Source organism: Methylobacterium sp. PvR107 (genome assembly GCF_017833295.1).
Taxonomy (GTDB): domain Bacteria; phylum Pseudomonadota; class Alphaproteobacteria; order Rhizobiales; family Beijerinckiaceae; genus Methylobacterium.
In genome coordinates this window covers 35,096-48,522 of sequence record NZ_JAFIBW010000001.1, presented here as the reverse complement: position 1 = coordinate 48,522, position 13,427 = coordinate 35,096, and the positions used below count along the sequence as shown (strand labels likewise).

Genomic DNA, 13,427 nt, shown 5'->3' with positions numbered 1-13,427 from the left:
TCAACCGGCGAGGAAGGCGAGCAGGCGCGCGTTGAACGCCTCCGCGCTATCCAGAGACGAGATGTGCGCGGCCCCAGGGATGATCGTGAATTGTGCATCGGCCATGCCGTCGCTGACCTCGCGCGCGACGGCGGGCGGGAACAGCCTGTCCTCTTCGCCGGCGATCACCAGGGTGGGATGCCCGATACCCTGGAGGCGGCCCGCGACGTCGAACGCGCGCATGCCGAGGGCGACGTTCGCGAGCGAGGACCCGCTGTGTCGCTCGGCCAAGCGGCACCACGTCGCGTAAGTCGCGCGTCCGGCCGAGCTCTCCCGGTACTGCGCGTTGAGCATCACGGGCCACGTCGCTTGGAAGCGTTGGAGCGGCCCGCCCGGCTGATGAAACATCTCGACCCAGCCGGCGACGAGATCCGCGGTCGCCGGGTCGTTGAACACGGCCCGCGAATTGGCCACGACCAGCCGGTCGACCCGCTGCGGCTGCGCGAGCGCAAGCGTCAGCGCGACCATGCCGCCGAGGGACAAGCCGCAGACCGAGATGCGCGCGATCGCGAGATGGTCGAGCAACCCGATCACATCCCGGGTCAGATCGTCCACGGTGGTGACGTCGGTGGCGGGATCCGACAGCCCGTGCCCGCGAAGATCGGGCAGGATCACGCTGTAGCCGGCGAACACCAGGGCGGCGACCTGGTTCATCCAGGACCAGCCGGCGTTCGTGAACCCGTGAATCAGCATCACGGGATCGCCCCGGCCGAGCAGCTCATAGTGCAGCCGGCGTCCGTCGCGTTCGAAATGCGGCATCGTCTCAGACCTGACCTGTCGTCCCGGCGAGTTCCGCCGTGACCGCTTCCAACGATTTGCCGCGCGTCTCGTAGCCGAGGAGGTAGCCCCCGACACCCCCGATCAGCAGCAGCACGCTCAAGGCGGTGAAGAAGGCGTAGTTGGGGGCGCCGCTGCCCAGCATCCATCCGAGCATCGGCGCCGCGACGATCCCGCCGATCCGCTGCCAGGCCGCAGCCCAGCCCGTCCCGACCGCGCGGTACCGCGTCGGGTAGACCTCGCTCGTGTAGGCGAAGAGCGGACCGCCCGCACCGCCCGAAGCGAAGAATGCCGTCAGCGCGCCGAGCCCGAGGATGGACCAGGACTCGGTGGCCTGCCCCCACGCGAACATGAGGAGACCCCCGACGCAGAGGAACACCGGGACGGTTGTGCGCCGCCCCCAGCGATCCAGCAGCAGGCCGCCCGCGACGTTGCCCAGCGCGCCCGTCCCGGCGATCAGTCCGGTGAACGCGAAGCTTTTGACGACCGGAAAGCCCATCCGCGCGAAGATCGACGGCAGCCAGATCGCCACGGCGAAGAACACCGCCCCGCCGGTGAGCTGCATCAGCCAGATGCTCGCGGTCGGCCGCAGATAGCCGCCGCGCAGAATTGCACTCAGGTGCGCCGGCTCGGCCGGCGGTCGATGTCGGGGCGGCGGCAGCGTCCGTGGGTCGATGGTGCTGAGACCATCGACGATGCGGCCGGCCTGTTCGAGACGGCCGCGGGCGATGAGGAAGCGGACCGACTCGGGTAGCATCACCCAGAGCACGATCAGAACGAGGCCTGGAACGGCTCCCGCGATGAACATCCCCCGCCACGTGAACGCCGGGATGATGAAGAGGGCGACCATCGCCGCGAGGAAGCTCGAGCCTTGCCAGAACGCCACGGTCGAGGCGAGCATGAGGCCGCGCCGGCGCGTCGGGATGAACTCGGAGAGGTACGTGAAGACGAGCGGCACCTCCGCCCCCAAACCGATACCCTGGAGGATCCGCAGCACCAGGAGTGCGTCGTGGCTCCAGGCGAAGGCGACGGCGCAGCTGAGGGCGCAATAGGCGGTGATCGCGCCGACCATCGTCCACTTGCGTCCGAACCGGTCGGCGAGGAAGCCGACACAGGTCGAGCCGATCAGCATGCCGATGAAGACGCTCGAGGCGAGGATGCCGGCCTGAGCCGGGCTGAGCGCGAAGGCCGCGACGATGCCGGGCAGCGCGAAGCCCATCATGTTGATGTCGAAGCCGTCGAACAGATGGCCGAGCGCGGCCGTCACGTACATGCGCCAGTGTTTGGGTGTGAGCGCTGATCGATCGAGGCTTTCGAGCAGCTGACCCGGGTTTATCTGTGGCATCGTATTCAGCAACTCGACTGTCTTAATTGTTTCATCTCTTCGCTCGAATATCGCTGCAAATTCGGGTCCATCACCCATCGACTTGTCGCCCCGGTGATTCAGGCCGCTCGGCGCTGAGCGTTCGGCAGAGTGCGCCGCGCGCGTTATCGGGCGCGCGGGTGACGAGCGGCGCAGGAGGCTCCCCGCGCCGCTTCGCGGACTGATCGGGCAGAATCCGGGGCCGTGTCGTCGCGCCAGCAGACTTTGCCCGATCCCGAGACGTCGCGACGCTCCACGCGGGCCTGAGCGCTCCCGTGCCAGGCCCCGGACGCCGCGCCGCTCAGGAGAACGGAAGCCGGTCCGCGAGCCCGATCTCGCCCGCGAGTGTTCGCAAGTCGTCCAACGTGTCGTCAGGCAGCAGCAACCCGGCGCGCCGATGATCGGCGTCGTTTCGAGCCTCGATCTCGCCGGGATAGAAGACCTCGTCGTATCCCTGTGCCAGCGGGACGGCCTTCAGGCCCGCGATCATCTCTTCCATGCGCGCGCCGAAGTTCTCGATCGGCTGGAAGGCCGCGATATCGAGGGCGATCATCAGGTGACCGGCGCCGCTGCGTTCCCGGGCCTGATACGGCCCGTGCACCCCGGGTCCGAAGGCGCTGCCGGTAAGAACCCCCGAGAGCATGTCCATCGCGACCGAGATGGCATAGCCCTTGTGCTGCGCCATGGGCAGGATGATGCCGTCGATCGCCTCCTGCGGATCGATGGTCGGCGCGCCCTCAGCGTTGATCGCCCAGCCTTCCGGGATCGTTTGCCCCCTCTGGCGCGCGAGGTAGATCTTGCCGCGGGCCACGCCCGTGTTGGCGATGTCGAGCACCAGAGGCGCGTGGGTGCCGGCGGGTGCGGCCCAGGACCACGGATTGTTGCCGACGACCTTCCGCCGCCCGCCCCAGGGCGCCATGGCGGGGCTGGCGTTCGTCGAGAGAAAACCGACGCAGTGCGCGCGCGCCGCCATCAGCGTGAAGTACATCGCGGTGCCGAAGTGGTTCGAGTTGCGGACCGCCACGGCGCCGATGCCGTGCCGCGTTGCTCGATCGACCGCTTCCTGCGCCGCGCGGGCAGCCGAGATCTGTCCCATGGCCTCGCGGCCGTCGAGGACCGCGATCGCACCGCCGTCGACCACGAGTTCGGGTTCGGCGAGCGGATCGCAGACGCCGGCCCGCAACCGCGCCATGTACCAGGGCAACCGCATGACGCCGTGCGACTGGTGCCCCCAGAGATCGGCCTGCACGAGCGTGTCGGCGCACAGGGCTGCCCGATCCTCCAGCATGCCGGTGGTCGCGTAGGCGGCCGTCGCGAAGGCGCGCAGCCGGTCTGGGGAAATTCGCTCGTCGGTCATGGGCGCGGATCCGAGGTCGGACGGGGATTCGATCTGTGAGGAGGAAGGCCACCATCCACCGCCGGGTTCGGCAGGCGGAGGCGCTGCGCGGCCCTGCGCCGACATGCAGCGAACGGCTCTGGCGCGGAGCGCTGATCCATCATGCCGCCGGGCTGCCGAACACGACGCAGACGGGCGATCCGGTCTCGACCGCCTGCCCGGTTCGGGCGAGAGCGCCGGTGACCTGATCCACGGCGAAGGATACGATCGTATCGCTGTCCTCGTTCGCGACCAGCAGCGTCTGTCCGGTGGGGTCCAGCGTGATGAAACGCGGCTTCGCGCCCCCGGTCGGGACCCAGACCGTGGGCCTCAGGCCCGCGGCCTCCACCGCGATGACCGCGATGCTGTCGTCGCCACGGTTCGACACGTAGAGCCAGCGCCCGCACGGGGTCAGCGCGATGCCGGCGGCGTGGCTGGTCTTGAGGCAGCTGGCCGGCAGCGTGGAGACGATCTCGAGCGGCGAGAGGCGGCCGCTGCCCGCCTCATAGGCGAAGCGGGTGACCGTCGAGTCGAGCTCGTTCGCCACGAAGAGGATGGTGCCGGAACGATCGAAGACGGCATGCCGCGGCCCGGCGCCCTCGCGGCCGGGTGGCGGTCCGTCCGGAGTGAGTGCGAGGCGGCCGTCATCGCGTCCGACGGCGACGATGAACACACGGTCCAGGCCCTTGTCCGGCACGATGACCCGGTCGCCGGTCGGGTCCAGCACGACCTGGTGGGGATGAGACCCCGTCTGCTGGGTTCGATGCGGGCCCGTCTGACCCGGCAGTTCGAGACGCTGGACCACGCAGCCGAGCGTGCCGTCCGCGTGGATCGGCAGGCGCGCGAGGCTCCCGCTGGCATAATTCGCGACGAGAAGCGAGCGCGCGCGTTCGTGGATCAGGAGGTGGACGGGGTTTCGCCCCTCGGTCGCTCGTGTGCCGAGGAGCGAAACGGCACCGTCCCGCGCGACCGCGAAGGCGCTGACGCTCTCTCCGTCGCCGTGCACGGCGTAGAGCCGATCCGCCGCTCGGCTCAGGGCGAGATAGGACGGGTTGGTCAGACCACGCAGCACATGGCGCAGCTCCCAGGTGCCGCCGGGCAGGACCGCGTAGACCGACAGACCCTCGCCGCGCGCCTTGCGCTCGACCGTCGTGCGTGATCCGACGAAAGCGAACATGACGGCCTCAGATCCGCTGCGACAGGGGAGCGACCTCGGACTCGGCTTCGGATCGCCGCGCGCCGATCGGCGTGTGGGTGAGCGTCAGGACCGAGGCCGCGCCGCAGATGAGGAGGGCACCGGCGACGTAGAAGGCGCCGTCGTAGCTGCCCGTCGCCCGGATGACGTACCCGGTCACGATCGGCGCCATCAGCCCGAAGACGTTGCCGCCGACCACGACGAAGGCCATGGCGACGCCGATATCGCGTGGGTTCGGCAGCAGGTCGTTGACCAGGGAGAACGTCAGCGACGTCGTCGAGGCGATGCCGGTCAGGGATACCGCGATCAGCGCCAGGATCAGCCACACGCCGTCGACGAAGGGCGCGAAGAGGACGGTGGCCGCGAGCATCATCGTGGACGCGATGACGTACCGGCGCCGACCGCCGCCGACCTCGCCCCGCATCATGCGATCGCTGAGAAACCCGATCCCGATGCAGAGCACCACGGCCACCGTGTACGGGATCGCGGCGTAGAGACCGGTCTTGGCGATCGTGAGCCCCTTGGTGGTCTGCAGATAGCTCGGCAGCCATGTCAGGAAGAGGTACTGCGAGTAGACGTTGCAGCCCATCGTCAGCGCCAGCCCCCACAGCGTCGGCCCGGATGACAGCATACCGACCAGGCCCGTGCGGTCGCCCGCGGCCGCCGTGTTGCCGGTCCGCTCGGCCAGGATCTTGGCCCGCTCAGGCTCGCTCAGCCAGCGCGCGTCCTCCGGGCGGGAGAAGAGGCTGAGCCAGCAGATCAGCCAGAGCAACCCGATCGCCCCGGCGGCGAAGAAGAGCGCCCGCCAGCCGAAGTGCTCGATGATGGGACCGGCCACGAGGGCGCACAGGGCAGGCCCCGCGTAGGACCCGCTGTTGAAGGCCGCGTTCATGGCCCCACGTTCGCCGGCCGGCATCCATTCGCGAATGACGCGCGCGCCCGCGGGATTGCTCGTCGCCTCCCCCGTCCCCATCGCGAGACGTGTCGCGAGAAGCGAGGCGAAGCCGGTCGACAGGCCGGTCGCCGCCGTCGCCAGCGACCAGAGCGTGAGCCCGAAACCCGCGACGCGCTTGGCACCGAACCGGTCGACCAGCAGGCCCATCGGGATCAGAAACAGCGCGTATGTCCACAGGAACGACGAGAAGAGATACCCCAAAGAAACCGGATCCAGCCCGTATTCCTTCGCGATCGGCCCCGCAGCAAAAGACAACGTGACGCGATCAATGTAATTGATCATTGCGAGCGCGAACAGGAGCAGCGCGATCCAACCTCGCCTGAACGGCATGTCTACTCCCGAGTGATGTTTCACTGACTCCAGGCCCGCGCGTTACGGACCGGATCATGCAGGGCGGCGACCTTCTGTGTGTCGCTCTCGTTTGGCGCGCTGGGTCGAACGGCCAGGAATGGAGGCCCGCAAATCCCGAAATGGCAGGACCACACTCGGAAGGCCTCACGGGCCGTTGCACGCGAATCCGACCTGTGCCCGTCAATCCATATACAATTGTATACGGTTGAGTCCAGCGTGAGGCGACGGTAGGGTTCGAGGCTGGAAGCGGGAGCGTGATGGAGGGGCAACTGCGGTCGGAGGCTGAGAAATCCTGGCTGCCCGGAAGTCCAGGGGGTGACCGGCCGCTGAGCCGCCGCGCCTACGACGCGATCTTCACGGCGATTCAGGACGGTCAGCTGGCGCCGGGATCGCTCGTGCGCGAGGCAGATCTGACCACGTGGCTCGAGATGAGCCGCACGCCGCTCCGGGATGCCCTGCAGCGCCTGGAGGCGGAGGGACTGCTGAGCATGCAGTCGCATCGCGGCATCCGGATCGCGGCCCTGGATCAGCAACAGGTCTCGGAGCTGTACACGGCGCGCGAATGGGCCGAGGGCGCCGCGGCGTCACTGGCTGCTCGATATGCGACGCCGGTCGACATCGCGCGGATGCGGCACATCCTCGAACAGGAGCGCGCCTCTGCGGCCGATCCCGTGGCCGGCGCTCGGCACAACCGCGATCTTCATCTGACGATCCACACCTGTGCCCGGAACCGGTACCTCGCCGAGCATCTCAGCTCCATGGCGGCCCTGTTGGCGCTCGTCGGCAACACGCGGCGGCGCAATGCGAACCGCGTGGTCGAAGCCGAACAGGAGCACACCGCGCTGGTGGCGGCCATCGCGGACGGCGACAGTCAACGTGCGGAGGCCAGCGCCCGTCAGCACATCCAGGCCGCGCAGCGAAACGTGCTGACCCATTGGGTCGGCGCCTGAGTTCGGGGCGTTCCCCGGAGAGGATGGCGTTCGCGTCCCTGCCCGAGCCGCGCGCCTGAAGCTCTGTAAGGCGACGGTCGCCCCCACTCCCGCCTTTCCGTCCCGGGGGACGGGGAGGGAAGACCGTTCCTCACCCCGGAGGCCGATGGTGCGGCGGACCAATCCATCGCGACCGACGATGCCGCCCTGTCAACGCGCTCAAAATTCGAAGAGCGCATCCGGGTTGTCGACGAGAATGCGCCGACGGTCAGCCTCATCGGAAACCCAGGAACCAAACAGCTCTAAGAGGTCGCTGGTGTTGGGCATCCCGCTTCTCAACCCGACATGCGGCCAGTCACTCCCCCACAGGAGACGATCGGGCCTGAGCGCGAGGAGGGCCTCCACAAAGGGGCGAAGCTCCAGATAGTGCGGGGCTCCCTGAGACAGGCGATAGGCGCCCGTCAGCTTGACCCACCCCGTCCCGGCTTCGATGAGGCGACGCAGGGCCTGGAACCCCGGCTGCTCAAGCCCTTGCTCGGGCGCGAGAAACCCCATGTGGTCGATGACCACCGGACAAGGAAGCCGCCGCAGGCGCGGCTCCAGCTCCACGAGGTGTGCGGGCTTCAGGAGGAACTGGAGGTGCCAGCCCATCTCGCAGGCCCGGGCCGCGGCCCGCTCGATCCCGGACGATTCGAGACCGCCCGGATGGGCCATGATGAAGCGAATGCCACGCGCGCCTCGCTCGTGCAGGGCACGCATCTCCGCCTCGGAGGCGTCCGGACCGACCACCACGACCGCGCGCATCGGTAGCCCGATTGCGGCGCCCTCCTCGAGCTGGTCACGGTTGTCGAGGCCGAAGATGCTCGCCTGGACGACGACGATCCGCTCGATGCCGAGTGTGTCGAACAGCCGGCGCGCGCTCGCGGCAGCGGCTTCAGGCGGCGTGTAGTCGCGCTGCGGCACGAGCCGCTCGAGGCGGTCCGGACCGAAGACGTGGAAATGCGTGTCGGTCGCGCCAGGCGGCATCCGGAAGGTCGGGGGACGCACGTCCGGATCGGGGGCGAGGCAGGTATCGTCCGTCATGGGGCTCAGCGCGATCCGACGAGGTTGGGCAGGGCGTGGGTGAACCAGGGTATGAACGCCACGGCGAGCACGCCGAGGACGAGCACGATGAGGTAGGGGATCATCGCCCGGCTGGCCGCCTCGATGCGGCTCTCGGCGACGGCGCACGCGATGTAGAAGCCGATGCCAATCGGTGGGATGAAGATGCCGATCCCCATCGCGAGGATGATGACCATCGCGTAGTGGATGCTGTCGATCCCGTACTGGCCCGCGATGGGGATCAGCAGTGGCCCGAGGATGATCAGCGCCGGCAGCCCTTCGAGCAGCGATCCGACCACGACGAGCAGCGCGAGCGAGCCGATCAGGAACGCCGCCCGGCTGTCGCCCAGCGCGTGCAGGAGCGAGATCAGGGCGACCGGCAGGTTCGCCGCGGTGAGCGTCCACGCGAACGAGCCGGCTGCAGCGATGATGAAGAGCACCATCCCGGACAGCACCCCGCATTCCACGACGATCCGCACGAGATCGCGCAGTCTGAAGGCGCGGTACACGCCGCAGGCCAGAATGAGGCCGTAGAGCACGGCGACCGCCGAGATTTCCGTCGGGGTGGCGAAACCGAAGCGGATGCCGACGACCATCAGGACCGGCATGACCAGCGGCAGCGCGGCCGCTACGGCCGCCAGGGCGAGTTCGGGTCCGGTCGCGCGCGGCATGCGCGGTGCGCCTTCGCGCACGGCCAGGACCCAGTTCAGGATCATCAACAGAACGGCGATCACGGCCGCGGGCAGGAGGCCGGCGATGAACAGCGTCCCGATGGAGATCGGCGCGACGGAGCCGAGGACCAGCATCGCCAGGCTCGGCGGGATCGTCTCCGACATCGCAGCCGAGGCTGCGAGAACCGCCGCGCTCCGCTCGGGCCCGTAGCCCTGTTTCTTCAGCTCGCCCCGCAGCACAGAGCCGACCGCGACGACGTCGGCGACCTTCGATCCGGAGATGCCGGACACGAGGTAGATCGTCAGGACGACGACCTGGAGCAGGCCGCCGCGCAGATGGCCGACGAGCGCCATCGCGAAGCGAACCAGCCGGAGGCTGATCCCGCCGCGTTCCATGATGAGGCCCGTCCAGATGAAGAACGGCAGGGTCAGCAGGATGAAGTTGCCCGTCCCGTCGACGGTGTTTTGCGCTGCCGCGATCAGCGGCGCCGTTCCGGTCAGCTGGAGGAAGAACAGCGAGCCGAGCAGCATCGCGAAGCTGACCGGCAGGCCGAGGAGGACGGCGGCGAAGAACAGGACCAGCATCAGGCCGAGCGCCGCCTGTGGACCGGGGCGCGGGATGGCCGGCAGCGCGGTGACAGCGAGCACGATCGAAACGGTGACGGCGACGCCGGCCAGCGTGCGCCAGGCGAGGGCAGGGCGGTAATCCGTCGCGAACCGCTCGATCGCAAACAGGACGACGAGCGCCATACCGACGCTGAGCGGAACGACGAACCAAGCGGCGCTGATCTGCAGAATCGGCGTCGTGGATAGCGCAGAGATCGATAGAAGGTCGAGGGAGACGTAGCCGACGGTGGCTGCAGTCACGAGGACGAGACCGTCGATCGCGATCGCGACGGGCTCGCGCCAACCGGCCGGCAGCAGCTGGCGCACGAACTCGACGGTGGTGTGATGCTTGGCCCGGTAAGCTAAGGCGCCCCCGATGAAGGCCAGCGTCGTCAGGCAGAGCTTGGCGGCCTCGTCCGCCCACAACAGCGACAGATCGATCGTCGAGCGGGCGGTGATGTCCCAGAGGATGATCCCGAGTTCGCCGACGAGCGCCACGACGAGGAGGGCGCGGCAGAGCCACTCGACGAGGTCGAGCCCGCGGCCGTACAGGCGGAGCGCGGCGTAGGGCGACAGGGCGAGCGTGGTCGATGTCCGCTCAATCGTACCGTGGGCCAGCGTGGGCTCTCCCGCGGACACGGGGACTAACCCTTCCCGACCTCCTTCATCACGGTATCGACCAGGTCCGACCCGATGATGTCGCGAAACTGCTTGTACACGGGCTCGACCTGCTTGCGGTACGCATCTTGGTCTACCGGCAGGATCGCCAAGCCCTTCGCCTTGAAACGCGTGGCGGTCTCGTCGGTCGCCGCCGCGATCGTGGTGCGCCAATCGCCCGTCATATCTTGCGCCGCCGCCCTAATCGCGCTCCGCGCCTGCTCGGGCAACGCGTCGAGCTTGGCCTTGCTCGCCATGAGGACCCCGACGTTGTAGACGTGATTGGTCGTGTTGATCGTTCGCACGACTTCATCGTGCTTGCCGGCCGCGACCGAGATCATCGGCGTCTCGATGGCTTCGATCGTGCGCTGGGACAGCGCGAGATAGACTTCCGTCAGGTCGATCGCGATCGGGTTCGCGCTGAGCGTGCGGAACATCGCCGCGAAGATGGCGCCGGGCTGGACGCGGATCTTGAGTCCCTTGATGTCGGTCGGCTCCGGCACCTTTCGCTCGACGGTCGATACGACACGCCAGCCCCAATGGCCGTAGGATAGCCCGTAGATGCCCTTGGCGGGCATGAGGTCGAGGAGCTGACCGCCGATCGGCCCGTCCAGAACCCGTTCGGCGGTCTTAGCATCGGGAAAGAGGAAGGGCAGGTCCACCACCTGAAACCGTGGGAAGAGCGGGCCGATGAAGCCGGAGGTGTGCGCGCACAGATCGATGATGCCGGTCTGCATGCCGGTCATGATGTTGGTGCCGCTGCCGAGCTGGCCGATGCTGAACACCTGGATTTCGACGGCGCCGTCCGTCCGTTTGTTCACGTTCTCGGCAAAGCGCTTCAGCACGGCGTAGAGCGGATGCGCCTGTGTATCGGCGAAGGTGAGTTTTAGCGTATGCGTCGGTGTGGCGGCGAAGCCCGATCGCGCGAGGAACGGCAGGGCTACCGGCGCGCCGAGGACGGCACCGGCGAACGTGCGGCGACTGATCAAAGGCGTTCCCTCATTCCCTAGGCAGGCCTATTGGCTGGCCAACCACTTATTCGGCGGCTCGCTTTTTCTCGGCCGCGGATTGACCGAGAGGATGTCCGCCGCCACGGCACCCGTCAATCATGCCTCACAGGCATCGTTATACATCGGGTGACAGTTGCCTCTTGGATTCCGGACGCTTATTCGGCGGCGCACCGTTCGCTCTATCGGTTGCTCAATTGCGTGATCTGCTCCAACGTTTTGACCTGCCCCCACGAGGCGGTCCGAGTTCAAAGTTAGTGCAGGGTCAAAGTTTGCTGGGTAAGGGTCAAGTTCGGCAACCTCGATAAACAGAGGCGCCGTCCACTGAATTTCAGTGTCTCGCCCGCGACTGTTTCGTGAACGGCATCAGAGACTGAAGCCAACGACGCTCATTCGCATGCAACCGGCGAGCACCTGCACGCGTGGAAAAGTTCGCTTTCGAAGAGCATGGAAGTCACCCACAGGGCGACGTCCATAGCGGCTGGACCAGCGCGAGTTTTCCGCCCGAAGTCGGGCAACCGGCGCCGGTGAGTGAGCCAGGTTGCGCTAACGGTAGAGGCTCAGTTCAGGCCGAGGATCGGGGATGAACCCGTCGCGGTTGGGCATCTGCACCTTCGGGAGGCTGGCCGCGTCCAGCGTCTCGTCGGGCTTGATGACGTGACCTTCCGACAGGATGTAGGCGACGACTGCGTAGACTTGGTCATCGGTGAGCGAGCCCGGCGCGTCGAACGGCATCGCCCGCTTGACGTAGTCGAACAGCGTCGTGGCGTACGGCCAGTAGCTCTCGGTCGTCTTGATCGGGTTGTCCGTTGCAAGACTGCCTCGTCCCCCGATCAGCCGATCCGCGCCGATGCCCGGCGCCATGTTGCCCTGGAGCTTCTCGCCGTGACAGGCGGCGCATCGCTCCTGGAAGATCGCGGCACCGACCTGCGCGCTGCCGTGACCCGGCGGCAGACCTGTCCCGCTCGGCGGAATCGAGAAATACGCTCCGAGGTCGGCCTCGGTGACCGGCTTGCCGACATCGAGCCGGGTGTCGGCCGCTGTCTGGGAGGCCGCTTCCGTCGCAAACAGGGCGAGGACCGAGAGAGCGGCCGCCCGCGCGGGGCAGCGTGCGCGTTTACGCATGGACATTGCTCACCTCCCCGGTGTTTGCGACGGCCCAACTCTGGATCGCGTTGAGATGGTAGATCGACGCCGATGCGCCGTGATCGCCGCGGATGGCGAGCAGTTGCTGGCGCGTCGGCTGGACGTAGCCGGTCTCGTCCACGCATCGACTCTGCAGCACGGCGGGCGTGCCATCCCAGGTCCATGGGAAGGCGAAGCGCACCGTGCACATTGGCTCCGGAGTGGATCCGAGATGGGCCGGATACCAAGTCTTGCCTGCATCGAGCGAGACGTCGACGGACTGCACGCGCCCGCGTCCTGACCAAGCGAAGCCGGTGATATTGTAGATGCCAGGACCCGGCAGGCGCATGTCTCCGGATGGGAATGTGATGACCGACTTCGCATCCATGTCGAGTGTGAACTGCCGCGCGCGGCCGTCCGCCATCAGGTCCGTGTACTTGGAGGTTTCCTCCCGCGTCATGAACGGCTTGTCGCTGACCTCAAGCCGCCGCAGCCATTTGATGTGAGTGTTGCCTTCGTAGCCGGGCAGCAGCAGGCGCACGGGATAGCCCTGCTCGGGCCGGATCGCCTCACCGTTCTGGCCGTAGGCGATGATCCCGTCCCTGAGGAGCTTCTCCAACGGGATGGAGCGGGTCATCATGGCGGCATCCGCGCCCTCGGCGAGGACCCAGGTGCCTCCCTCCCTCAGCCCGACTTCGCGGGCCAGCGTCGAGAACAGCACCCCAGTCCACTCCGAGGTGCTGAGCAGCCCGTGCGTGCCCTGGACAGTCTTGAGCGTCTGCTTCTTCCACTCGGTCAGGCCGTTGCCGGAGCACTCGATGAAGTGCTTGCGCGTCACCGATGGCAGCCGCCGGAGGTCGTCCATGCCGAACCGTTTCGGGGTGCCGACCAAGCCGTGGACGACGAGGCTGTGGCGCCCGGGATCTATGGTCGGGATGCCGCCATGGTGCCGCTCGAAATGCAGGCCGGACGGCGTGAGGTTGCCGACAAGTCCGGCGAGCGGCGTCAAGGACCAGGACGTGTTCTCGTTGGGCGTCGGGTAGCGAACCCGCTTGGTCGTCTCGAACTGCGAGCATGAACCGTAGCCGCCGTCCGCACCCACGGCCCGCCCCTGCTCCTTAGTCGGGTCCTCGGGCACGTCGAAGTGGCGGGCGCCGGCAGGAGCGCCATCTTCTGCCAGCGCCCGACCTGCCGACAGGGCGGCGACGCCGGAACCCGCGGCGAAGAGGAATCGGCGTCGGTCGGCGCCGCGGGTGGCGAACATGCCGTCTCGGCA

Annotated in this window: 11 protein-coding genes; 1 reads left to right on the top strand and 10 read right to left on the bottom strand. The window is 67.7% G+C overall.

Annotation, left to right across the window (positions count from 1 at the left end; genetic code table 11):
* The 5 genes from JOE48_RS00215 to JOE48_RS00195 form a co-directional block, all read right to left on the bottom strand.
* Entirely contained in the window at window positions 1–798 is a 798-nt protein-coding gene (locus JOE48_RS00215) for an alpha/beta fold hydrolase (RefSeq protein ID WP_210025788.1), read from the bottom strand.
* A 4-nt stretch (window positions 799–802) separates the two neighbouring features.
* On the bottom strand, window positions 803–2,161 hold the full coding sequence (locus JOE48_RS00210; RefSeq protein ID WP_210025786.1) for an MFS transporter: 1,359 nt from the start codon (window positions 2,159–2,161) through the stop codon (window positions 803–805).
* Between the two features lie 319 nt (window positions 2,162–2,480).
* Window positions 2,481–3,536: an Ldh family oxidoreductase gene (locus JOE48_RS00205; RefSeq protein ID WP_210025784.1), complete on the bottom strand. Its 1,056-nt coding sequence runs from the start codon at window positions 3,534–3,536 to the stop codon at window positions 2,481–2,483.
* A 139-nt stretch (window positions 3,537–3,675) separates the two neighbouring features.
* The gene (locus JOE48_RS00200; protein ID WP_210025782.1) at window positions 3,676–4,731 is read right to left on the bottom strand and encodes a lactonase family protein; all 1,056 of its coding nucleotides are present in this window, start codon (window positions 4,729–4,731) and stop codon (window positions 3,676–3,678) included.
* A gap of 7 nt (window positions 4,732–4,738) precedes the next feature.
* Window positions 4,739–6,034, bottom strand: a complete 1,296-nt coding sequence (locus JOE48_RS00195) for an MFS transporter (RefSeq protein ID WP_210025780.1) — start codon at window positions 6,032–6,034, stop codon at window positions 4,739–4,741.
* Between the two features lie 278 nt (window positions 6,035–6,312).
* On the opposite strand from JOE48_RS00195, the gene JOE48_RS00190 reads away from it, so the two are divergent.
* The gene (locus JOE48_RS00190) at window positions 6,313–7,005 is read left to right on the top strand and encodes a GntR family transcriptional regulator (RefSeq protein WP_210025778.1); all 693 of its coding nucleotides are present in this window, start codon (window positions 6,313–6,315) and stop codon (window positions 7,003–7,005) included.
* A 198-nt stretch (window positions 7,006–7,203) separates the two neighbouring features.
* Here the strand turns inward: JOE48_RS00190 and JOE48_RS00185 are convergent, their stop codons facing one another.
* The 5 genes from JOE48_RS00185 to soxC all read right to left on the bottom strand — a co-directional run bounded on the left by JOE48_RS00185 (window position 7,204) and on the right by soxC (window position 13,415).
* Window positions 7,204–8,067 (bottom strand): amidohydrolase family protein, encoded by an 864-nt coding sequence (locus JOE48_RS00185; protein ID WP_210025776.1) that lies wholly within the window; start codon window positions 8,065–8,067, stop codon window positions 7,204–7,206.
* Window positions 8,068–8,072: 5 nt separating this feature from the next.
* Window positions 8,073–10,001 carry a TRAP transporter large permease subunit gene (locus tag JOE48_RS00180; protein WP_210025774.1) on the bottom strand — a complete coding sequence of 643 codons (1,929 nt, stop codon included), beginning with the start codon at window positions 9,999–10,001 and terminating at the stop codon, window positions 8,073–8,075.
* A gap of 5 nt (window positions 10,002–10,006) precedes the next feature.
* Window positions 10,007–11,008 (bottom strand): TRAP transporter substrate-binding protein, encoded by a 1,002-nt coding sequence (locus tag JOE48_RS00175; RefSeq protein WP_210025772.1) that lies wholly within the window; start codon window positions 11,006–11,008, stop codon window positions 10,007–10,009.
* 564 nt (window positions 11,009–11,572) lie between these two features.
* On the bottom strand, window positions 11,573–12,157 hold the full coding sequence (locus tag JOE48_RS00170) for a c-type cytochrome (RefSeq protein WP_245252663.1): 585 nt from the start codon (window positions 12,155–12,157) through the stop codon (window positions 11,573–11,575).
* Window positions 12,144–13,415, bottom strand: coding sequence for a sulfite dehydrogenase (gene soxC, locus JOE48_RS00165; protein ID WP_210025769.1), 1,272 nt, complete (start codon window positions 13,413–13,415; stop codon window positions 12,144–12,146). The genes JOE48_RS00170 and soxC overlap by 14 nt, the downstream gene beginning before the upstream one ends.
* Window positions 13,416–13,427 lie beyond the last annotated feature (12 nt).

Coding starts and splice junctions, on each gene's coding strand:
- JOE48_RS00215 (WP_210025788.1), bottom strand. CDS start 798: ATGCCGCATTTCGAACGCGACGGACGCCGGCTGCACTATGAGCTGCTC.
- JOE48_RS00210 (WP_210025786.1), bottom strand. CDS start 2,161: ATGCCACAGATAAACCCGGGTCAGCTGCTCGAAAGCCTCGATCGATCA.
- JOE48_RS00205 (WP_210025784.1), bottom strand. CDS start 3,536: ATGACCGACGAGCGAATTTCCCCAGACCGGCTGCGCGCCTTCGCGACG.
- JOE48_RS00200 (WP_210025782.1), bottom strand. CDS start 4,731: ATGTTCGCTTTCGTCGGATCACGCACGACGGTCGAGCGCAAGGCGCGC.
- JOE48_RS00195 (WP_210025780.1), bottom strand. CDS start 6,034: ATGCCGTTCAGGCGAGGTTGGATCGCGCTGCTCCTGTTCGCGCTCGCA.
- JOE48_RS00190 (WP_210025778.1), top strand. CDS start 6,313: ATGGAGGGGCAACTGCGGTCGGAGGCTGAGAAATCCTGGCTGCCCGGA.
- JOE48_RS00185 (WP_210025776.1), bottom strand. CDS start 8,067: ATGACGGACGATACCTGCCTCGCCCCCGATCCGGACGTGCGTCCCCCG.
- JOE48_RS00170 (WP_245252663.1), bottom strand. CDS start 12,157: ATGTCCATGCGTAAACGCGCACGCTGCCCCGCGCGGGCGGCCGCTCTC.
- soxC (WP_210025769.1), bottom strand. CDS start 13,415: ATGTTCGCCACCCGCGGCGCCGACCGACGCCGATTCCTCTTCGCCGCG.